We start from the raw sequence: 20,124 nt of genomic DNA, 5'->3' as shown, positions 1-20,124 counted from the left end.
AAGTAGGACAAATGATATCGTAGGGAAGTAACGATGATCACATCACCACGGAGGACCACGATGTTCACATTCGGCATCGTCGGGGGCGCCAGCTTGCTGTTGACAGGGGTTATGATTGGCATCCTGTTCCTAATCATTCGTTCCATTATGAGAAGAATGAAATGAGCCCGCACAAAAAAGGAGTCTCGTCACCAAAATGCGGTGTCGAGGCTCCTTTTCATGTTACGCCCGCTCGAGCACGTTCACGAGCAGTTGATGGACGACGGCGTGGTCGCGTACGTCGTGAAGCTTGTAGTCTTTCCCGGGTAATGTGTACCATTCGGCTGCCCCGACGTACGTGACGGCGAGCTCGAGTGTGCCATCATCATGGCACGACGTCTTCAGTTCGAGTTCTCCGCTGATGACGCCGACTTCTTCGGTCATGACACCGTGAGAAGCTTTAAAGATAGACGATTGTTGATCCATAATGGCCTCCTTTTTGAATCAATAGCTGCAGGCGTTGATGGCTGTTTGAAGCGCTGCTTTCTCTGACGATTGGAGCGTGAGTCCCCAACGGCTCTTCGTCTCAACCCACATCTTCGCATAGGCACAACGCGCACCGGCACGCGGCGGCTGCCATGTCGACGGGTCTTGGTCCCCTTTGGAACGGTTTGATGTCGCGGATACGGCAATCAACTGCGGCCCGTTCAAATCGTTGGCGAAGCTTTGACGCTTCGTCGATGTCCAGCTGCTCGCACCTGAACGCCACGCTTCCGCGAGCGGGACGACGTGGTCGATGTCGATATCAGAAGCGGACGTGAAGACGAGACCGTCATAGTAACTGTACCATCTTCCGGTCGTGACCGGGCAAGTGTCGACGACTGAATCGGCATCACGCTTCAAGACGACGTGACGGGTGTTACAGCCGTTCCCTTGACTGCTCCAATGGGGGAACAAGTCACGGCTGTAGCCGGTCATCGGCCCTTCCGCTTGGACGGTCAACGCGTTCAGTTTCGTGAGTGCGTCGGCTTTCGACGGAATGTTCGGCGGCAAGGCCGAAGCGGTCGGTGTACTGAAGTGGAGCGTGGTCAAAACGAGAACGATGGCGAATAAAGAACTGAGCATTTTCTTCAACATAGGTGAGCCTCCTCATATGTATGACGACGAAATCAAGCGCCCAATCGGTGGACGCACATCGACTATACATGGGCTGGGATGAAGAAAGTGTGAAATTTACAAAAATGAATAGAAAGATTAGAAAAGTTAAGATGAGAGACATAATATATGACATCAGACGTCCCGGCTTTAGCCCTAGTCATACTCGCGAGAGTCGCAACTATTGGTATAATGGAGTCGGTTCGTAGGAAAGAACGAAGGAGTGGGGATGAATGAATCAAAAAGAAGTCGCGGCAATCCGCAAACATTTCAAATTGAATGCCGAGGCGGTCAAAATCGCCGACATTTATAATATTTATATCCGACAGGACAGCAATGAGATCTTCCATGAGGAGTTGCGCTCGTTCCCGTTTCTCGAGCAGGAGCACCAAGAGCTGTTCCTCGCGAACTTCAAGAAAGTGCTCGGCGGGAAGATGGACGAGAAGCTGTTCGAGGTGAAGTTCCAACATCCGGAACCCGGGCAGAGTGACCATACGCAGACGCTTCTTTACGAGGGGTTGAAGACGGACGAAATCGAAGGATGGGCGTCTTCGATGCAAAAGGTCGCCTTGAAGACGGTACAGGACGCCACGTTCGAGAAGGACATGGTCATCACGTTCATCCGCTTCAAATACAATAAACCGACACGCCGTCACTCGGAGGAGACGGAGATCGATATGCGTGACGAGGTGTGGACGTCCCGGTTCATCCTCTGCAGCATCAACCAGACGGAGCTGCCGAAACAGTCGCTCGTCTTCGACTTCATCGAACGCGAGTTCAAGTCGAACATCTTCATCAACCCGGTCATCAAGCTCGATGCGCCGGTCGGTGGGTTCATGTTCCCGAGCTTCACGGACAACGCGGCCGACGTCAATCATATCTTGTATGCGGCGCAAAAACCGCATCAACCGGACTATCGCTTCATCGAGAACGTGTTGAACGGCACCGAGATTGTGACGGCGGTCGAGGAGAAGGCGATGTTCGAAGAAGTTGTCAAGACCGTCATCGGCGAAGAGGTCAACTTGGCGACGCTCGCGACCGTGTATGACGAGATCAACCAAATCATCGTCGCCGAGGCCGAGCGTGAGGAAGAGGACCAGACGGTGCCGGTCATGGATGCCCGCACGGTCGAGATCGTATTGAAGGCGAGCGGGGTCGAGGACGTGACGACGGAAAAGGTCGAAGCGGCGTTCCAACAAGTCGTCGATGACCGTCAATACGAGATGAAAGCGAGCAGCGTCATCCCGAAATATACATCGAAATCGATTAAAATCAACACGAAAGTCGCCAATATCGCCATCAGCCCACAAGACTTGAAATACGTGAAGCAAGTGAACTATAAAGGAAGACCGTGCCTGTTGATTGAAGTGGAGGACGACACGGAGATTGAAGGATTCAAGTTGATCTCGGAAGAGTTGCTTGACTGATTTGAGATTCACAGAGAGGCAGAGATTGTTTCTATGAAGCGAGCCCAGGCGATTTCCTCCTGGGCTTTTTTATGACAATCGCGTAAGGGCGGTTGAATTTAGACATCAATATCGGTATGATGCTCTTGAAAGCGTTCTCTTGATCACCCTTATTTTTTTACACCTTATCGAAAGCGCTTTCGGATATGTGGATGACAATAAAAAAGCCTTAGAGGAACACGTCCTCCAAGGCATCGTTTATTTCCGGGCTTTGCTTACTTTCAACTTCTTCCCTTTAATCGGTGTCGTCTCCATCGCTTCTAGAACGAGCGATCCTTTGCCGTTCAAGATGTCGACGTATGTCATCTGATCGGTGATCGTGATGATGCCGATGTCGTCGGCCGTGACGCCTGGGATTTTCGCGATCGTCCCGACGAAGTCGACGGCGCGGAGCTTTTTCTTTTTCCCGCCGCTGAAGTGAAGCTTCATGATGTCTTGGTTTATGCGCGCGGTCTTGTTGTTGCGTACGACGCGGCGCCCGCTCAACTTCTCTTCGAACGCGGCTTGGTTTTTCGCGACTTCACTCTCGGTCGGCGCGTCCATCTCTTCGATCTCGAACTTGATGTACGACTCGATGGCGTGGACGAACTTGCCTTCATACGGTGTGGCGAGCGTGATCGCTTTTCCTTGCTTACCGGCGCGCCCTGTTCGGCCCGTCCGGTGTACGTAGCTCTCTTTTTCCATCGGCACGTCATAGTTGATGACGAGCGCGACGTTGTCGACGTCGATGCCGCGAGCGGCGACATCGGTCGCGACGAGATAGCGGAAGTTGCCCATCTTGAAGCCGTTCATGACGGCGAAGCGGTCTTCTTGCTCGAGCCCGCCGTGAAGTCGCTCACACGAGTAGCCAGCTTGGTCGAGTTCGCTGTACACCGTGTCGACATGTTCTTTCGTCCGACAGAAGATGAGACAGCTGTCCGGGTTCTCGACGACGGTGACGTCTTTTAAGACTGATAGTTTCTCTTCGCGGCGGACTTCGATCAAACGATGCTCAATCGTTGAGGCGGTGACGCCAGCAGATTCGATCGCGACACGGACTGGCTCATTCATATGCTTTTGGCAGAGACGCTCGATATCGTTCGGGAACGTGGCCGAGAAGACCATCGTCACGCGCGCTGTCGGCAACTGTTCGAGAATCGCTTCGACGTCGGCGAGGAAGCCGCGGTTCAACATCTCGTCCGCCTCATCGATAATCAAGTATTCGATTTTGTCTAAAGCGAGCGTCTCACGATCGATGTGGTCCATGACGCGTCCCGGTGTCCCGACGACGATGTGTGTCTTTTGCTTCAATTCTTCACGTTGCTTCGAGAACGGTTCTTTCCCGTAGACCGCTGCCGCTTTGATGCGCTTGAAACGGCCGATGTTCGTCATGTCTTCCCGGACTTGGACGGCGAGTTCGCGCGTCGGCGTGAGAATCAAGACTTGCGGCTTGTTCTCGGCCCAATCGATCAGTTCCGTGACTGGGATCCCGAAGGCGGCTGTCTTCCCGCTCCCGGTCTGCGCTTTGACGACGAGATCTTGACGCTCGAGTGCAAGCGGGATGACTTTTTGTTGGACCTCGGTCGGGGCGACATACTTCATAATACCGAGTGCGCGTTGAATTTCTTCGCTTAAGCGGTAGTCTGCAAATTGTGGTTGATTCATGTGTTTACCTCGTTTTCATGTAAGAAACTTCTGTATTCGAAATTTTCATTAGCGATTTGGATTACGCCTCATTATACACGAAACGATGCAGTTCGTCGTTCATGCCTGAAAACGGGCCAAGCAGAAGCGTGATAAATCGAACGGTGTCTCACCGTCTAACGTGAGTTCACTCAACACTTCACCCATGACGCTACCAAACTTGAACCCATGACCGGAGAAGCCGCATGCGAAGAGAATCGAGTCGTGCTCGGGATGAAAGTCGATGATGAAGTCATGGTCGCTCGACATCGTATAAAGACACGTCTTCCCTTGTTTCAACGGACCGTTCGCCGCCGGCATATAGGCGGATAGGAATCGTCGCAAGTCACCTTCGTCCGCGTCATAGCGGCCAAAGTCTTGCGTGTGAAGCCCCGGGTCAATCGGTTGTCCGCCATCGGTACGGCCGACTTTTAAGCCGGAACCATCTAGGCTCGGGAAGCCGTAAAACATGCGTTCGTCGTCCTCGATAAAGAAAGAAGGGAACGCCATGTCGCTGAACAACGTTTCATCGGCATCGAACCAACCGACGACTTTTCTTGTCGGTTGCAGCGGGAGTGAGAGATCAGGAAGGAGCTGTTTCGCCCAAGCCCCGACCGTCACGATCACTTTCTTCGCGTGGAACGTCTCGTTCCGTGTCGCAATTGTGATGCCGACGGCTGTCGGTGTGATGGAGACGACCGGCGTGTTCATGGCAAGGGTGGCACCGTTTCGAACAGCACGCTCGCGATACGCCCGAATCGCATTCTCGCTATAGAGCAGGCCCGACTCCGTCTCGAAACAGCCGATATAGTCGTCGGGAATCGATAGACCGGGCCACCGGTTCATGACGTCCGTAGACGAAAGACGTTGAAGCGACAAGTTATGTTCATCGGCCGAGGCCATCATCTCGTTCAAGAATACAGAATCGGCTGGACCTAGGCCGAGGACACCTGTCTTTTGGAAAACCGGATAGGCCGCCTCGCGATCGAGTTCTTCCCACAACGTTTGGGCCCGTTCGACGAGCGCGACATATTGCCGTCCTTCTCCGTAAGCGTGGCGAATCATTCGCGTATCACCATGATGACTCCCTTTGTCGTGGGGCGGGTCGAAGGCATCGATGACGAGCGTCTGCGCACCTCGTGCTGTCAAAAACGAGGCAGCCGCCATCCCCATCGTCCCGGCCCCAATCACGGCGACGTCATACTGTATATCAGTCATTCCATCCATCCCTCTCCATTTGGGTATTAGTAGAAATGGTAGGGAAAAGAAACGCAATTGTCAATTTCTTCTTGTGCATGATTGAATCATCGTTTAACTATATTCCTAATTTTGAACTGGAAGGGGCAACTTGATATGTCGAACGATGTTGAAGTGTATGAACGGTTAGTCGAGCGACTCAAAACCGCACGTCCGTCTCAGACGATTGACGGTGTCGAGACGATCACAAAACCGATCCCGGATTCGGACGTCCCGGGTGATCTCGACCCGAGGGTGCTCGCCACGATGCGCGCCTTTGTGCCGTCTGACGGACCCGAGATTTTCGATTTGGCGAGTGCCCGGGCGAACATGGGCTGGCCGAACCGGGACGTCACCAAGACCGTCATCACGACGGAGACAGTCAACATTCCAAGTGGAGACGGGGATATTCCGGCTCGGATGTATCGCCCGGACACGACCGAGACGTTACCGGCGATCCTCTTTTTCCACGGTGGCGGCTTCTTCGGCGGCACGCTCGATACGGTAGAGAACCCGTGTAAACGGCTCGCCGAGAAGGCGAACGCTCTCGTCGTCTCGGTCGATTACCGGCTTGCGCCGGAGCATCCCTTCCCAGCGGGGCTAGACGACTGCTTCGCCGCCGTCGAATGGGTGTATCTGCAGGCAGAAAAGTTAAACGTCAATCGCCATCAAATCGCGGTCGCCGGTGACAGTGCCGGTGGGAACTTGGCGACGGCGTGTTGTCTCATGGACCGGGCGCAAGGGACGAACTGGATCACCTTCCAAGCGCTCGTTTATCCGGTCGTCAATTTAGGGTCGATTCCGACAGAAGATTACGAATGGACGCTCGACCGCTATGAAATCAAGCATCATCACGACTTGATCCGTGGCGTCGTGATGGCACTCGGAGATTCAGAAAATCTGTTGAACCAAATCTATCTACAAGGCAAGGCCGAGCTGACCGACCCGCTCGTCTCCCCGCTCTTCGCAGAAGACGTCACAGGCTTGCCGCCGGCTTTGATCATCACGGCCGAATACGATTACCTTCGGCTCGAAGGTGAGGCGTACGCGCGGAAGTTGGCGCGTGATGGGGTGAAGACGAGGTTGATTCAATACCGGGGGGTGGACCACGCGTTCATGGACAAACTCGGTGACTATCCCCAAGCAGAAGATTGCCTGGCTGAAATCGCAAATGGATTAAAGGAGATGACAAGATGAAGACATATACATTGAACTGGGATACATATAAGCAACTGGCACGGACAGCTGTTTCAGAAGGGGCGGTCCTCTTAAAGAACGAGCAGGCGACGCTTCCACTAAAAGCGGGGACGACCGTTTCCGTCTTTGGCCGCAGTCAATTCAACTACTACAAGAGCGGCACCGGCTCTGGCGGGATGGTCAACGTCTCCCACGTGACGAGCCCGCTCGAGGCGCTTCAAGCGACAGAAGGGATTGACGTCAACGAGTCGCTCCTCGAAACGTACGAGGCGTGGGTCGAGGAGAACCCGTTCGACCAAGGTGTCGGCTGGGCCGACGAACCGTGGTCACAGCCGGAGATGGCGGTGACAGATGAACTCGTTGAGCGAGCGGCTGCCGCATCAGACGTCGCGCTCGTCTTCATCGGGCGCACGGCTGGGGAAGACCGTGACAACACGGCCGACCCGGGCAGTTATTTGTTGACCGACATCGAACTCGAGTTGATCAATACAGTATCGCGGACGTTTTCGAAGACGACTGTCGTCTTGAACGTCGGAAACATCATCGATATGCGTTGGGCGAACGAACCGAGCGCGATCCTCTACGCCTGGCAAGGTGGTCTTGAAGGTGGCACCGGACTTGTCGATGTACTGACGGGAACGGTCAGCCCGTCCGGTAAATTGACCGACACGATTGCGAAATCGATCGACGACTATCCGTCGACGAAAAACTTCGGACATGCCGACAAAGGCATTTATCAAGAAGACATCTACGTCGGCTATCGCTACTTTGAGACGTTCGCGAAAGACGATGTGCTCTATCCGTTCGGATTCGGGTTGTCGTATACGACGTTCGCCACGGACGTCGTGTCTTCAGATGAGACGAACGGGGTCATCACGGTGACGATTGACGTCGTGAACACGGGAGACGTCGCCGGGAAAGAAGTCGTGCAGCTGTACGTCGAGAAGCCGCAAGGCGTGCTCGGCAACCCGGCCCGTGCGCTCGTCGCCTTCGACAAAACAAATCGCTTGGCGCCGGGTGAGCGGGAGACGCTCACGCTGAGCGTTCCCGTCACAGAGTTCGCGAGCTATGACGACAATGGTGCGACCGGTCACGAATCAAGCTTCGTGTTAGAGGCCGGCATGTATCGCCTCTACGCCGGCACCGACGTCCGTTCGGCCGAGGCGTTCTACGACTATGCGGTCGAGGCGCTCGAGGTCGTCGAGACGCTCAGCGAGAATATGGCTCCGGTCACATCGTTCGAGCGCATCAAACCGCGTGCGACGGAAACCGGCTTGACGGTCGGCTACGAGGCGACACCGCTCCGCAGCGTCGACGTCGAGGCACGTTATCTAGCAGAACGTCCGGTCGTGCGTGAAGAGACAGGCGATACAGGCGTGAAGCTCGCAGACGTCTATCACGGGAAAGCAGACCTCGAGACATTCCTCGACCAACTGACGGATGAGGACCTCGCCTGCATCGTCCGCGGTCAAGGCATGAACTCACCACGCGTGACGCCGGGGACGGCCGCCGCGTTCGGCGGGGTGTCGGACCGTCTCGAAACGTTCGGCATCCCGGCCGCCTGTTGTGCGGACGGCCCGTCCGGCATCCGCATGGACATCGGGACGAAAGCGTTCGCGCTTCCGAACGGGACGCTGCTCGCCTCGACGTTCAACACGCGATTAGTGGAAGACTTGTTCGAGATGACAGGACTTGAGATGCGGAAGAACCGGGTCGATACGCTCCTCGGACCAGGGATGAACATTCACCGCAACCCGCTCAACGGACGGAACTTCGAGTACTTCTCGGAAGACCCGCACGTGACGGGCAAGATAGCGATCGCCGAGTTGAACGGGATGCACCGTGTCGGGGTGACCGGGACGCTCAAGCATTTCAGTGCCAACAACCAAGAAGCCCATCGCCACGACATCGACTCGGTCGTCTCCGAGCGGGCGCTTCGTGAGATTTATTTGAAAGCGTTCGAGATGGCGGTGAAGGAAGGCAAGGCGACCTCAATCATGACGACGTATGGCGCCGTCAACGGCATCTGGACGGCCGGTCTGTATGACCAGAACACGCGCGTCCTTCGCGACGAGTGGGGCTTTGACGGCATCGTCATGACCGACTGGTGGGCGAAAGTGAACCATCATGAAGACGAGCCGGCGAACCGCCAGAACACGGCGGCGATGGTGCGCTCACAAAACGACTTGTATATGGTCGTCGACCGTCCGGACACGAACTCGTTCGACGATAACACGGCGGCGGCACTTGCCGACGGCTCGCTCACACGCGGAGAACTGCTCCGGAGCGCGGCGAACATCTGTCGGTTCGTGTTGACGTCGCCGGCGATGGAGCGTGCGCTCGGCATCCACGACGGCTCGGTCGAAGTGATCGGACTCGACGAGGAAGCCGACCAGGCCATCGACTTCGATGTGACGTATCGTCATCTTGAAAGCGGCGAGCCCGTCAGCCTGAGTGATGCCGACACATCGACAGGGAGCATGCACGTCTTCGCCGTCTCGGTCGATGAGACGGGGACGTATGACGTGACGATCACGGCCAAGTCGGACGCGGGCGAACTCGCCCAGATGCCGGTGACGCTGTTCGCGAATAACATCCCAGGACCGACGTTCACGTTCAATGGGACGGACGGGGAATGGGTGACACAGACAAAGCAAGTGTTCTTCTTGAATCAACACAACTACTTGCAGCTCTATTTCGCGCTCGGTGGTCTCGACGTGAAAGACATCACGTTCACGCTCGCCGACTCGTTCAGCATGAAAAACGGATAACGAACGAAGCGCCGTCTCGAAAAGAGGCGGCGCTTTTTTATATGCGTTCAATGGATTTTACGGTGTGACGTAACGTCTCGGCCTCCTCGTTCTCCCAGCCGTTTCGGTCGATTGCGTTGAGAAGCTGGTATGTCGATTTGATGAGGGCCAGTCTTAGCTCTTCAATCGATACCGTCCCCATGAGCGCGTGACGTGCATCGCAATCCACGTAGAAAAGTTCGGCTTCTGTCTCGTTCACTTTCCTCGCAACCACTTTGACTGATCCGTCCATAAAGGAGAATGAATACGATTCATGTAACGGCGCAAATACAAGGGCACGACAACTATCAATCCACCAGTTCAAGACGATGGCGACAAAATCGGACCAGCTTTGTCCCGGGAAATAATCATAAGAATTGATGACGAAGGCGATGTTGCCAACGATTTGGGTGTCATAAGTTAATGAATCAATCGTTAGTTCAATTGAAATTTGCTCCCCCATGATTGTCACACATCCAACTGGAGAATAACTTTTGTGAACGCTTTGAAATCATCAATGTGTTTCTCAAGAATCGCCTCTAAAATATTTAGTTGGAGCGCTTGATAGTCATGGACCGCGACATTGCGGAAGCCGACCATGTTGATGAGCGTCTTGGCTAGGTCGTGATCAATGATTCCTGCGTCCGCGAGCATGATGAATCCGTCTCGGTTCGCTTTCGGCACCCCTAGCTTCTTTTGGCTGACGAGGTACATCGCGATGTCGATACTCGCTTCGCACGCGCGTTGAATGTTGAGGATGATGCTATCTTGTTTTGTGAAATCGTGAAGGTGCTCTGGATTTCCCTCATAGACCTCATGAACCCGTTTGATACAACGCTCAATTGTCGTCACTTTGTTTAGAATCACATCATTCATCAAACACACTTCCCCTAGATTGAATATTGTTTACTATCATTTGGCGCTGTTCGTTCAACTCCGCATACATTCGATATGCTTTGATCCGTTGCCGGACCCATTCATTTTCGTCCTGCACGAGCAGAGGGATACCTTCTGAGAAAATCTGCATGGCGAAGATGGTGTCCACTTCACGGATGTCGACCAGATCGACGTCTCGACCGCATAAGAGGGCCACTTCGTTCCCCAACGTGAATCGTTCATAAGGTGAGAGGCGTTTCTGACTGAAATATGCGAGGTCTACGTCACTGTCATCTCGAGCTGTTCCTTTTGCGAATGAACCGAACAACAAAATGAATTCCGCGTCTGTCTTCTGTCGAATCGTTTCGATGACTGCTTGGTTAATCACGTCAGAAACCATGTTCCCACCCCCTTCTCTCATTATACGCTCTTCACGTTTCGTATAAACAGTTGTTTTGCAGCATGAAAGGTTGAACCATATTCGGGTAAACAGTCGTATAGAGAAAAGAATAATCAACGAACCGGAGGGATGAACATGAACACGCTCTACATGAAACAGAAAGTGTTTAGTCTGCGCGGACGTTTTACGATTAAGGATGCCGACGAGCACGACATGTATGTTGTCGAAGGGAGCTTCATGAAGCTACCGAAATCGTTCACCATCTCGGATACGAGCGGACGCGAAATCACGACGATTACGAAGAAGACGTTCAGTTTCTTGCCGACGTTTTACGTCGACGTCGAGGGAGAAGAGACGTTGACGATTTCAAAAGAGTTCACGTTCTTCAAACCGCGCTATACGATTGACGCGGCCGGGATTGAAGTCGACGGCAACTGGTGGGACATGGACTTCGAAGTGAAGCAGGACGGGCATGTCATCGGCAGCGTCCAAAAGAAATGGCTGACGTGGGGCGATACGTACGAGATTCGAGTGATGGATGACGCGATGGAACATTTGCTCATCTCGATCGTCGTCGCCATCGACTGCGTCAAAGCCGACCAAGCGGCATCTTCGAGCGCTGCGACGTAAAGGAGGACGCAAGATGGAATTATGGGACGTGTACACGGTCGATCGCGAGAAAACAGGGCGGACATGGCAACGGGGCAACCGTCTCGTGAACGGTGACTATCACCTCGTCATCCACGTCTGTATCTTCAACAAAGACGGACAGATGTTGATTCAGCAACGCCAACCGTTGAAGGACGGGTGGGCGAACATGTGGGACATCACGGTCGGCGGTAGCGCGACAGTCGGCGATACGAGCCAACAGGCGGCGATGCGCGAGCTCGAAGAAGAAATCGGGCTGATACTCGACTTATCGCACACACGACCGCATTTGACGGTCAACTTTGACGAGGGGTTCGACGACATCTACCTCGTCGAGACAGAAGTCGATCTCGATGAGTTGACGTTACAGGAATCAGAAGTACAGGCCGTGCAGTGGGCGGATGAGGCGACGATTCTCGACATGATCCGTTCAGGCGAATTCATTCCGTATCACGAGGGGATGATTCCATTATTGTTCGCGATGCGAGGACAATGGGGAGGAATCAATCATGTGGCAGCCATACACATGGATCAATGAACCGAATGAAGTGAACGCAGGTAAGCACCTGACGTTCCGGACGGCACCAGACACCGACTTCTGGCGGAACACCCATTACGGCTTCAACCGGATGACCGCACACGCTTTCGTGACGGACGTGTCGGCCGAGCGCTTCACGTGCCGGGCGACGATTCAGATAGAGCCGAGTCATACATACGATCAGGCCGGCATCCTGTTGTACGTCAACGACGACCATTGGCTCAAGACGTCCGTCGAGTATATCCCGGACGGACCGTCACATCTCGGGGCCGTCGTCACGTCCTTTGGCTACTCGGATTGGTCGACGCGCGATTTCCCGAACAAGGACATTCACGGGCGGTTGACGTTCGAACTCGTCTATACAGATGGCGATGTCGAGGTGTTCTTCGAATACGAGGATGGTACGCGTGAACAGTTGCGGATTGCCCATCTCCATGACGTGTCGACGTTACGCGTCGGACCGTACGCCTGTAGTCCGGATGAGGAGGCGCCTGGATTCAACGTCACGATTTCAAATTGGACCGTTACGGAAGCATCGACTTGATTCATTGTCGATGCTTTTTTATGTCATTTTCATTTCACTTCAAGAAAATGGTTAAATCGAGGCATGGGAAAAATTTATAATGGACTTAACGAAAGTGCTTTCGGAAAGCGGTTTCAAACTGTACGTCACTAGAAGAGGCAAGGGAGGAAATGTAATGAAGAAATGGGTCGCACTTGCACTCGGGACTGGTCTTGTCCTATCTGCCGCACAAGGCGCATCTGCCGAAAAACCGGAGAAAAAAGACAACACGAAATGGAAGCTCGTCTGGTCGGATGAGTTCAACAAATCAGAAATCGATCAGACCAAATGGAACTTTGACACGGGGAACTGGTTGAAAGACGCCGAAGGCACGCCGGTCACACCAGGTTGGGGAAACAATGAGAAGCAATTTTACACGGACAAAAACGAAAACGCTTTCGTAGAAGACGGGAACCTCGTCATCCGTGCCAAAAAAGAACCAGTGACAGACGAACTCGGGTCATACGATTTCACGTCAGCGAAGTTGACGACCAAAGGCAAGTTCAGTCAAACGTACGGCCGTTATGAGATGCGGGCGAAGCTCCCGACCGGCAAAGGGCTATGGCCGGCATTCTGGATGTTGCCGGAACAGGACCGCTACGGCGCCTGGGCCGCGTCTGGTGAAATCGACATCATGGAAGCATGGGGCAGCCAGCCTGACAAGGTCGCCGGGACAATCCATTACGGCGAGAACTGGCCGAACAATAAATATACAGGCAAAGACTACCACTTCGAAGAAGGCGACGGCATCGACAAATGGCATACATATGCGGTCGAGTGGGAGCCAGGCGAGTTGCGCTGGTACGTCGACGGAAAATTGTATCAGACTCAAAACGATTGGTACTCGAAAGGGTTGAACCAAGCGACGAAATACAGCTATCCGGCACCGTTCGACCAAAACTTCTATTTGATTATGAACTTGGCCGTCGGCGGCTGGTTTGACGGGGACGTCGATGCGACGACACCATTCCCGGCTGATATGAAAGTCGATTACGTTCGCGTCTTCGATTTGAAGAACCGCGACTATCGCGAAGCGGTCGAACCGGTGTATACGGATGAAACGATCGTGCTTCCGGACGGAGCGAAACAACCGTCTGAAGACGGCAACCTCGTCTACGACCAAGACTACACGGAGCCGATCACGACCGTGACGAACGGTTCGCAGGCGCTCGACCCGGTGAATTGGAACTATGTGGCGCTCCCGGACTTCGGTGGAGTTGGAACTATTGACGTGATTGAGCAGGCAGGTTCGCGCTTCGCGGATATCTCAATCACACAAGCGGGCAGTCAGCCGTACTCGCACCAATTGATTCAAAACGTGTCACTCGGCAAAGGCGGTCACTACAAAGTGACGTTCGACGCGAGTGCCGACTCGGCTCGCTCAATCGCTGTCAAAGTCGGCGGCGGACCGGACCGTGGTTACGCCAAATATTCGGATGAAGGCTCGTTCGATTTGACGACCGACGTCCAGACATATTCGATGACGTTCGACATGGCAGAAGACACGGATCTCGCGGCACGCCTCGAGTTCAACGTCGGTCTCAGCACGGCAGGCGTCCAAATCGGGAACGTCCGCGTCGAACAGACGCCACGTGAAGCGCTCGACCCGAACGCGACGAAACCGGCGCTCGGAGACGGCAACCACGTCTATAACGGCACGTTCGATCAAGGGGCGATGGACCGCTTGACGTACTGGCAGTTCGACCCAGGTGCGACGAAAGGCACCGGCACTGTCGATGAGGAAGCGCGTCATTTCGAGTTCGTGACGAACGCGAAGAAAGGGCAACCGGCAACACTCGTCCAAAACGGCATTCAATTGACGGAAGGCCATGAGTACGTGCTTCGCTTCAACGCCAAGTCAGAACGCATCAAATCGCTTCAAGTCGGCTTGAACGGATTGGACGGAGACGCGTATCTTCCACTCCAAGACGTGGCGTTGACGCGCGACTTCCAGTCAATCGAAATCCCGTTCACGATGGGACAAGAGACGGACTTGTTGAGCCAACTCCAATTCGTCCTCGGGTCAGCGAAAGGTGAAATCACGCTCGACGATGTACAATTACTGGATGTGACACCGGTCGAGGTTGACCCGTCACCGCTCAAGAACGGTTCATTCACAGATGGATTGACGCACTGGGGCTCATACGTCCACTTTGACGCCCAAGCGGCAGTCGAAGCGGTGAACGAGGCGGCTCGCTTGTCCATCACACAAGAAGGACAAGAGCCGTGGAGCGTGCTCATGGAGCAAGGCGGCCTCGAGTTGCATGCAGGCCAAACGTACGTCGTGCGCTTTGACGCTTCATCCACTGTGGCCCGCAACATGGAAGTGACGATCGAGAACGCGGCCTACACGCGTTACTTGAGCGAGATCGTCCAAGTCACTCCGGAGACGAAGTCGTACGAGTTCGAGCTCACGATGGGCCAGACGGACATGACAGCGATGAAATTCTTGCTCGGCCGCACGGAAGGCTCGCCGCTCGGCGCGCACGATGTGACGATCGATAACGTTGAAGTATCCGTAAAATAATGCAAACGCCTCGACATGATGTCGAGGCGTTTTTCAGTGTGCCCGGCATGGGCGTAATCTATAGGGTGCAAGTCCCGAACTGTGAAGGCAGAAGTAACAGTTAGCCAAGCGCAAGGGTGTCCACGGCGACGTGGAATCTGAAGGAAGCGGGCGGCAAACCTCCGGTCTGAGGTACACGAACTTCATACGAGGCTATGTGCGACTGGGTGAGCCTGCTGAACAAGGTAAAGCCCTTTCTGCCGAAGGTCGCATGCAGTAAATGGAGCAGATAGATGGAGGGAAAGATTGCGTCCTTACCCGGGGAGCTCTGATTGGAACGCCAAGTACACTTGGTAACCCGCCCAGTGATGGGCGGCTGAACAATCAGAAGTCAGCAGAGGCCATAGTACCACCTTGTCTCGAGACGAGTGGGAAGGGCCGAACAATTAAGAGAGAACAACATCTTGGCAGGCAGTCGCTGTGACGAACACAGACAACCCGTTAGGGCTTGCTTGAATGGAGGACGTGGTGAATTCCACTGGGGACGTCAAGAGGGTGGAGCAGGGACTGGATAAAGAAGAAGCGTTGTTCACGGAGAGAGGCATAACGAATGTTAATGGAACAGATTCTGTCACGGGAAAATTTAATACGTGCCCTGAACCGAGTGGTTCGGAACAAAGGAAGCCACGGTGTCGACGGAATGCCCGTACAAAACCTGCGAGCGCATGTCATCGAACACTGGGACACCATGAAGGTGGAGCTTCTGTCGGGGACCTACCAGCCGCAACCGGTCCGCAGGGTCGAAATCCCGAAACCTGACGGCGGTGTGCGACTGCTCGGCATCCCTACCGTGATGGATCGCTTCATTCAACAGGCGATCGCCCAGGTGTTGTCGTCTATCTACGACCCCACGTTCTCTGACCACAGCTATGGATTCCGACCGAATCGGAGTGCCCACGGGGCGGTCAAGAAAGCAAAAGGGTACATCGCAGAGGGAAATCGCTGGGTGGTCGATATCGACCTGGAGAAATTCTTCGACCGGGTGAACCATGACAAGCTCATGGGGCTTCTGGCGAAGCGAATCGAGGACAAGTGTCTGCTCAAGCTCATCCACAAGTATCTGAAAACCGGAATCATGATAAACGGAGTCGTGACGGACAACGAGGAAGGCACTCCGCAAGGAGGCCCACTCAGCCCGCTGCTCTCGAACATCGTCCTAGACGAACTGGACAAGGAACTCGAGAAGCGTGGACATCAGTTCGTCCGCTACGCCGATGACTGCAACATCTATGTGAAAACACCAAAAGCGGGAAATCGGGTCATGAGGTCGGTGACCTCCTATATCGAAGGGAAGCTGAAGCTGAAAGTGAACGGCAACAAGTCCGCCGTGGACCGCCCATGGAGACGAAAGTTCCTTGGGTTCAGCTTCACGAAGCACAGAGAACCGAAAATACGGATTGCCAAAGCCAGTGTGAACCGGATGAAAGATAAAATCCGCGACATCACATCGCGAAAGAGACCGTACTCGATGGAGGTCCGTATCCAAAAGCTGAACCAATACCTGATGGGATGGTGCGGATACTTTGCGTTGGCAGACACACCGAGTGTGTTCAAGACCCTCGAGTCGTGGATTCGAAGAAGGCTACGCATGTGCGTGTGGAAGAGTTGGAAGAAGCCGAGCACAAAAGTGAGAAAGCTCACCGGACTGGGCATCCCGAAAGGGAAGGCCCATGAATGGGGCAACTCACGGAAGGGTTACTGGCGGATTTCAAAAAGTCCGATACTGCACAGAGCCCTCGGGAACTCCTACTGGAGTTCCCAAGGGCTCAAAAGTCTGGTATCACGTTATGAAACTTTGCGTCATACATCTTAATTGAACCGCCGTATACCGAACGGTACGTACGGTGGTGTGAGAGGTCGGGAGTTAATCACTCCCTCCTACTCGATTGCATTAAACAATGTTCAAGTATTTCGATAGTGATCAATTTTTTCTTTTAGTTCCTGAAAGAATGAAGGACTGTGACTGTTTTTGAACTCTTCCAATACGAGTGACCAGTCCATATGCTTCTCGAACCAAGGGATGGCTTGATTGAGAGTAACATCACGTATATTCATGACTACATCGTCAATATTTGAACCATCGGGCTCAATCCACCAAAGGTCTTTTCGATTTCGTTCAGCTGGATTCTTTAACGTCTTTGTGTAAGGCGATTGGTCGAGTGTACTGTCGAGGGATAGGCGCAAGTGACAATGATGGGCTCTCGGTAGTAATTCTCCTTTCTTTCCGATTTTCACGTCAAAATCGTCGGTATTTAAAAATGGGTAGTAAATTCCGCATTCAACAAAGAGAGACATTGATGGCCAGCCGGTGACATCGGAGAAATATGCCCCGACAGCTGTTACATCAATCACCCAAACGTTGTGCTGATTAAATTTCCAATTGTGCCGTGTATTCACCTTTTGAAAACCTTGTTCTCGCAAAGTTAGCGACAAGTGTTCACGAATCACTTTATTGATTTCTGGTGAACCGATACGCGGTGTTTCCTGGGACATAAACAGGGCTCCTTTCTTATATCATTGTCCTTTTTTCCGGCTGATCAACCGTGCCGTCCGCAGCAAGGGCGGGAGTAGTTTTCGACGCTTGCGGATGGCCAAATATCTGGCTTCCCATGTTGATGTGAACTTGCGTTTGAATTGACGGAGCCCACTGAACGGATAGATGTAACTGATGTTCTCGAAGATGTCGGCCGCAATCCGCTCCGGCCAGTACGCGAACGGTTGCTCACCGACCGAGGCGAGCGGTGCCATGCCGAGGCCGACATGGGCATAGTCATTTGATCGTGCCCACTCAATCACGTACAGAATCAGCACCTCGATCGATCCGGGCGGAGCCTCACCATGGGAACGCATCAAATCGATGGAGACGGTATCATTGCCGCGGAGCAACGTGATGAAGGCGACGACTTGTCCGGTCTCGTCACGAAGGAGGGCAACCGGATAGTGAGCCAAAGCCTGCTCATTGAAAAAGCCGAGCGAGAAGCCTTTCTCACTTCGATTGCCGAGCCAATCGTCCGAGATGCCGCGCAGTGACGCGATTAGCTCGGACGACGGAGCCGTGACGATGTCGGCCGTGTAACCCCGCTTCATGAATTGATTATGGAGCGAGCGCATGTTGGCGCGCTTTTTACCGGTGAGCGAGAACGTGGCGACGTCGACCGTCGCTTCTTCACCGAGCTTGAAGAACGTGAACCCGGCATCGTGCAGGCGCGGCATCCAGTCCCGGGTGACTTGATAAAAGAGCGGAATATAGCCGAGTCGGTCCGTCTCTTCGATAAAGGCGAGCAACAGGTGGGATGCGGCGTCTCGAGCTCCTTGCACATCCCCGAGGACGATGGCGTGATTGCCGGATACGGCGAACAAGAGACATGCCTCGTCGTCCGGCCCATAATAGACGAGCTTGTCGTTCATATAGGCCAAATCGAACGCGCTCGTGGTCGTGTGCGTGGTTTGAAACGTCGCAAAACGAGCCGGGTCGAACGACGAGCCGAGCTTTGGACGTTTCAATCGGTTGAACAGCGTGAAAATGCCAATCAACAGCAGTCCGGACAAAACGACGGCAGCGATGCTCAACCCGGCGGCAGCTTCCGGATCGAAGAAAATCGAGTCGGTCTGACTGAACGATTGCAGCAGGAACGCATGCGTACCGACATAGAGGCCGACATAGGCGACGTTGCGGATGAAACGGCTGACGGTCACGATGGAGCGATAGCGTTTGTGCTGGGTCCGTGTCAACCAGACGAACAGGGCGAACCCACCGACGACGAACGCTTCGAACAGATTGAAGCCTCGTGTGATGACACCGATACTGGCAATGAAAACTGCTACCCCGACGAGCCAGAGCACACGCTTCGTCTGGATGTACATCTCGAACGTGGTCAGTAGCGTTAACAGACCGGCCGTGAACAGCGCGAGCGTACCGACCCACTGTAACCAAAGGTCGGTCGAATAGAGCGGTGACACGCTCGGTAACAGCGTCTGGAACCACAAGACGAGACTCGTCATCAATGCGATGAGGCTTCCGGCGAGCCGTCCCGTCTTGGCGAGTGTACGCGACACGATGCGCCAGACGACGGTCCCAATCTCATAAGACGACCCGATGATCGGTTTATACTCAATCTGTTTGACGACCTGGTCTCCGAAGACGAGTGCCGCCAAAAACAGCCCGATCATGAACGGGACGATGAAGTAGACGAAGCGATAGACGATCAAGGAAGACAAGACAATCTCTTGGTCGATGCCGAGCTGGGTCATCCCGACGAGGTATAATAGATCAAACGAACCGACACCACCTGGGACGAGCGAGACGACCCCGACGATGGTCGCGACGATGAAGACGCCCATCATGGCGACGAGCGGCGCCTCGCCTCCGAGTAAATGCAGGGCATACAAGGCGACGAGTCCAGCCGTCACCCATTCGGCGAGCGACGTCGCAATATAGCCGAGCAATGTCGGCCAATCCAAGTTCGACCGCTTCCGCGTTACATAGATGTAGAGCGGCAGGACGGCGAGTGTCGCGAGGAGCACGGGCCAAATCCACTGTTTTGTTTCGGTGAGCACACCGGCCGGGAAGAGCCCGAATAGCACCCCTGCGGCAAGCAGCGACAAGCCGCTGATGAGCGTCGGGGTCATCCAACCGATGGCCCGAAGCAAACGCAACGTGTCCGTATACGGTCGATACAGCGACGTCCGAAGTGCGATGCCGATGACGCCGCCGAACCCGATCATGCCGTTCATCGCGTTAGTGATCCATGCCGCGCGTAGCACCTTCGAGAGCGGGAGATGGACGTCGAGCGAACGCAGTAAAAAATAGTCGTAGCCGGTCATCGTCAAAACAGCGACGAGTCCGAGTCCGATCAAGGCGATTTGTTCGAAGCCCGTCAACGCCTCTAATGTTTGAAACGCCGCAGCGAGCGACAGGTTTTGGAGTTCCTGGCCGCTCTGGTAAAGAATTAATCCAATCAATAGGAATGGAAGCAACCATTTCAGTTGTTTCCAGGAAAATCGCTTATGCATCGTATGTACTCCTTCTGACTTGATTAGCTAAAGTGTA

17 protein-coding genes are annotated in these 20,124 nt (G+C 54.0%); 8 read left to right on the top strand and 9 right to left on the bottom strand.

Annotated features, from left to right (window positions below; all coding sequences use genetic code 11):
• Positions 1-222: 222 nt before the first annotated feature.
• Both KB235_RS01515 and KB235_RS01510 read right to left on the bottom strand, forming a co-directional pair.
• On the bottom strand, positions 223-465 hold the full coding sequence (locus tag KB235_RS01515; RefSeq protein ID WP_034817014.1) for a hypothetical protein: 243 nt from the start codon (positions 463-465) through the stop codon (positions 223-225).
• A gap of 18 nt (positions 466-483) precedes the next feature.
• Entirely contained in the window at positions 484-1,116 is a 633-nt protein-coding gene (locus KB235_RS01510) for an HNH endonuclease family protein (RefSeq protein WP_034817012.1), read from the bottom strand.
• Positions 1,117-1,367: 251 nt separating this feature from the next.
• Between KB235_RS01510 and KB235_RS01505 the strand changes: the two genes are divergently transcribed.
• Positions 1,368-2,561, top strand: coding sequence for a DUF4317 domain-containing protein (locus KB235_RS01505; RefSeq protein ID WP_211780218.1), 1,194 nt, complete (start codon positions 1,368-1,370; stop codon positions 2,559-2,561).
• Positions 2,562-2,798: 237 nt separating this feature from the next.
• Here KB235_RS01505 and KB235_RS01500 read toward each other — a convergent pair whose 3' ends face one another.
• Positions 2,799-4,244: a DEAD/DEAH box helicase gene (locus KB235_RS01500; RefSeq protein ID WP_034817008.1), complete on the bottom strand. Its 1,446-nt coding sequence runs from the start codon at positions 4,242-4,244 to the stop codon at positions 2,799-2,801.
• A 99-nt stretch (positions 4,245-4,343) separates the two neighbouring features.
• Positions 4,344-5,480, bottom strand: coding sequence for an N-methyl-L-tryptophan oxidase (gene solA, locus KB235_RS01495; RefSeq protein WP_211780217.1), 1,137 nt, complete (start codon positions 5,478-5,480; stop codon positions 4,344-4,346).
• A gap of 135 nt (positions 5,481-5,615) precedes the next feature.
• Here solA and KB235_RS01490 point away from each other — a divergent pair, with 135 nt between their 5' ends.
• Together KB235_RS01490 and KB235_RS01485 are read left to right on the top strand one after the other, a co-directional pair.
• The gene (locus KB235_RS01490; protein ID WP_211780216.1) at positions 5,616-6,695 is read left to right on the top strand and encodes an alpha/beta hydrolase; all 1,080 of its coding nucleotides are present in this window, start codon (positions 5,616-5,618) and stop codon (positions 6,693-6,695) included.
• Positions 6,692-9,466: a glycoside hydrolase family 3 C-terminal domain-containing protein gene (locus tag KB235_RS01485; protein ID WP_211780215.1), complete on the top strand. Its 2,775-nt coding sequence runs from the start codon at positions 6,692-6,694 to the stop codon at positions 9,464-9,466. Before KB235_RS01490 ends, KB235_RS01485 begins: the two co-directional genes overlap by 4 nt.
• A 37-nt stretch (positions 9,467-9,503) precedes the next feature.
• Here KB235_RS01485 and KB235_RS01480 read toward each other — a convergent pair whose 3' ends face one another.
• The 3 genes from KB235_RS01480 to mntA are packed head-to-tail and all read right to left on the bottom strand — an operon-like array spanning position 9,504 to position 10,760.
• Complete coding sequence (locus KB235_RS01480; protein ID WP_211780214.1) at positions 9,504-9,947, bottom strand: hypothetical protein; 444 nt, start codon at positions 9,945-9,947, stop codon at positions 9,504-9,506.
• Between the two features lie 5 nt (positions 9,948-9,952).
• Positions 9,953-10,360 carry a type VII toxin-antitoxin system HepT family RNase toxin gene (gene hepT / locus KB235_RS01475; RefSeq protein ID WP_211780213.1) on the bottom strand — a complete coding sequence of 136 codons (408 nt, stop codon included), beginning with the start codon at positions 10,358-10,360 and terminating at the stop codon, positions 9,953-9,955.
• A complete protein-coding gene (mntA, locus tag KB235_RS01470; RefSeq protein WP_211780212.1) occupies positions 10,353-10,760 on the bottom strand; it encodes a type VII toxin-antitoxin system MntA family adenylyltransferase antitoxin in 408 nt (135 codons plus the stop codon). Before mntA ends, hepT begins: the two co-directional genes overlap by 8 nt.
• Positions 10,761-10,895: 135 nt before the next feature.
• Here mntA and KB235_RS01465 point away from each other — a divergent pair, with 135 nt between their 5' ends.
• From KB235_RS01465 to ltrA, 5 genes are all read left to right on the top strand, one after another.
• The gene (locus KB235_RS01465; RefSeq protein ID WP_034817000.1) at positions 10,896-11,390 is read left to right on the top strand and encodes an LURP-one-related/scramblase family protein; all 495 of its coding nucleotides are present in this window, start codon (positions 10,896-10,898) and stop codon (positions 11,388-11,390) included.
• Positions 11,391-11,403: 13 nt separating this feature from the next.
• Positions 11,404-11,946 carry an NUDIX hydrolase gene (locus KB235_RS01460; protein WP_211780211.1) on the top strand — a complete coding sequence of 181 codons (543 nt, stop codon included), beginning with the start codon at positions 11,404-11,406 and terminating at the stop codon, positions 11,944-11,946.
• A complete protein-coding gene (locus tag KB235_RS01455) occupies positions 11,918-12,490 on the top strand; it encodes a DUF1349 domain-containing protein (protein WP_211780210.1) in 573 nt (190 codons plus the stop codon). The genes KB235_RS01460 and KB235_RS01455 overlap by 29 nt, the downstream gene beginning before the upstream one ends.
• Before the next feature lie 154 nt (positions 12,491-12,644).
• Positions 12,645-15,035, top strand: coding sequence for a carbohydrate binding domain-containing protein (locus KB235_RS01450; RefSeq protein WP_211780209.1), 2,391 nt, complete (start codon positions 12,645-12,647; stop codon positions 15,033-15,035).
• Positions 15,036-15,624: 589 nt separating this feature from the next.
• A complete protein-coding gene (gene ltrA, locus KB235_RS01445) occupies positions 15,625-16,887 on the top strand; it encodes a group II intron reverse transcriptase/maturase (RefSeq protein WP_211780208.1) in 1,263 nt (420 codons plus the stop codon).
• Positions 16,888-16,976: 89 nt separating this feature from the next.
• On the opposite strand, the gene KB235_RS01440 is transcribed toward ltrA, so the two are convergent.
• Entirely contained in the window at positions 16,977-17,567 is a 591-nt protein-coding gene (locus tag KB235_RS01440; protein WP_211780207.1) for a DUF4304 domain-containing protein, read from the bottom strand.
• Between the two features lie 21 nt (positions 17,568-17,588).
• Positions 17,589-20,087 (bottom strand): bifunctional lysylphosphatidylglycerol flippase/synthetase MprF, encoded by a 2,499-nt coding sequence (gene mprF / locus KB235_RS01435; RefSeq protein WP_211780206.1) that lies wholly within the window; start codon positions 20,085-20,087, stop codon positions 17,589-17,591.
• Between the last annotated feature and the right edge of the window lie 37 nt (positions 20,088-20,124).

Origin of the sequence: Exiguobacterium alkaliphilum (genome assembly GCF_018138125.1) — a bacterium.
In the GTDB taxonomy this organism is placed as follows: Bacteria; Bacillota; Bacilli; order Exiguobacteriales; family Exiguobacteriaceae; genus Exiguobacterium; species Exiguobacterium alkaliphilum.
Note: the sequence above shows the minus strand (reverse complement) of the source record. Positions and strands in the feature narration are given on the sequence as shown.

What these genes read in the sequence shown, in the direction of transcription:
- KB235_RS01515 (WP_034817014.1), bottom strand. Translation starts at nt 465, where the DNA reads ATGGATCAACAATCGTCTATCTTTAAAGCTTCTCACGGTGTCATGACC.
- KB235_RS01510 (WP_034817012.1), bottom strand. Translation starts at nt 1,116, where the DNA reads ATGTTGAAGAAAATGCTCAGTTCTTTATTCGCCATCGTTCTCGTTTTG.
- KB235_RS01505 (WP_211780218.1), top strand. Translation starts at nt 1,368, where the DNA reads ATGAATCAAAAAGAAGTCGCGGCAATCCGCAAACATTTCAAATTGAAT.
- KB235_RS01500 (WP_034817008.1), bottom strand. Translation starts at nt 4,244, where the DNA reads ATGAATCAACCACAATTTGCAGACTACCGCTTAAGCGAAGAAATTCAA.
- solA (WP_211780217.1), bottom strand. Translation starts at nt 5,480, where the DNA reads ATGACTGATATACAGTATGACGTCGCCGTGATTGGGGCCGGGACGATG.
- KB235_RS01490 (WP_211780216.1), top strand. Translation starts at nt 5,616, where the DNA reads ATGTCGAACGATGTTGAAGTGTATGAACGGTTAGTCGAGCGACTCAAA.
- KB235_RS01485 (WP_211780215.1), top strand. Translation starts at nt 6,692, where the DNA reads ATGAAGACATATACATTGAACTGGGATACATATAAGCAACTGGCACGG.
- KB235_RS01480 (WP_211780214.1), bottom strand. Translation starts at nt 9,947, where the DNA reads ATGGGGGAGCAAATTTCAATTGAACTAACGATTGATTCATTAACTTAT.
- hepT (WP_211780213.1), bottom strand. Translation starts at nt 10,360, where the DNA reads ATGAATGATGTGATTCTAAACAAAGTGACGACAATTGAGCGTTGTATC.
- mntA (WP_211780212.1), bottom strand. Translation starts at nt 10,760, where the DNA reads ATGGTTTCTGACGTGATTAACCAAGCAGTCATCGAAACGATTCGACAG.
- KB235_RS01465 (WP_034817000.1), top strand. Translation starts at nt 10,896, where the DNA reads ATGAACACGCTCTACATGAAACAGAAAGTGTTTAGTCTGCGCGGACGT.
- KB235_RS01460 (WP_211780211.1), top strand. Translation starts at nt 11,404, where the DNA reads ATGGAATTATGGGACGTGTACACGGTCGATCGCGAGAAAACAGGGCGG.
- KB235_RS01455 (WP_211780210.1), top strand. Translation starts at nt 11,918, where the DNA reads ATGTGGCAGCCATACACATGGATCAATGAACCGAATGAAGTGAACGCA.
- KB235_RS01450 (WP_211780209.1), top strand. Translation starts at nt 12,645, where the DNA reads ATGAAGAAATGGGTCGCACTTGCACTCGGGACTGGTCTTGTCCTATCT.
- ltrA (WP_211780208.1), top strand. Translation starts at nt 15,625, where the DNA reads ATGTTAATGGAACAGATTCTGTCACGGGAAAATTTAATACGTGCCCTG.
- KB235_RS01440 (WP_211780207.1), bottom strand. Translation starts at nt 17,567, where the DNA reads ATGTCCCAGGAAACACCGCGTATCGGTTCACCAGAAATCAATAAAGTG.
- mprF (WP_211780206.1), bottom strand. Translation starts at nt 20,087, where the DNA reads ATGCATAAGCGATTTTCCTGGAAACAACTGAAATGGTTGCTTCCATTC.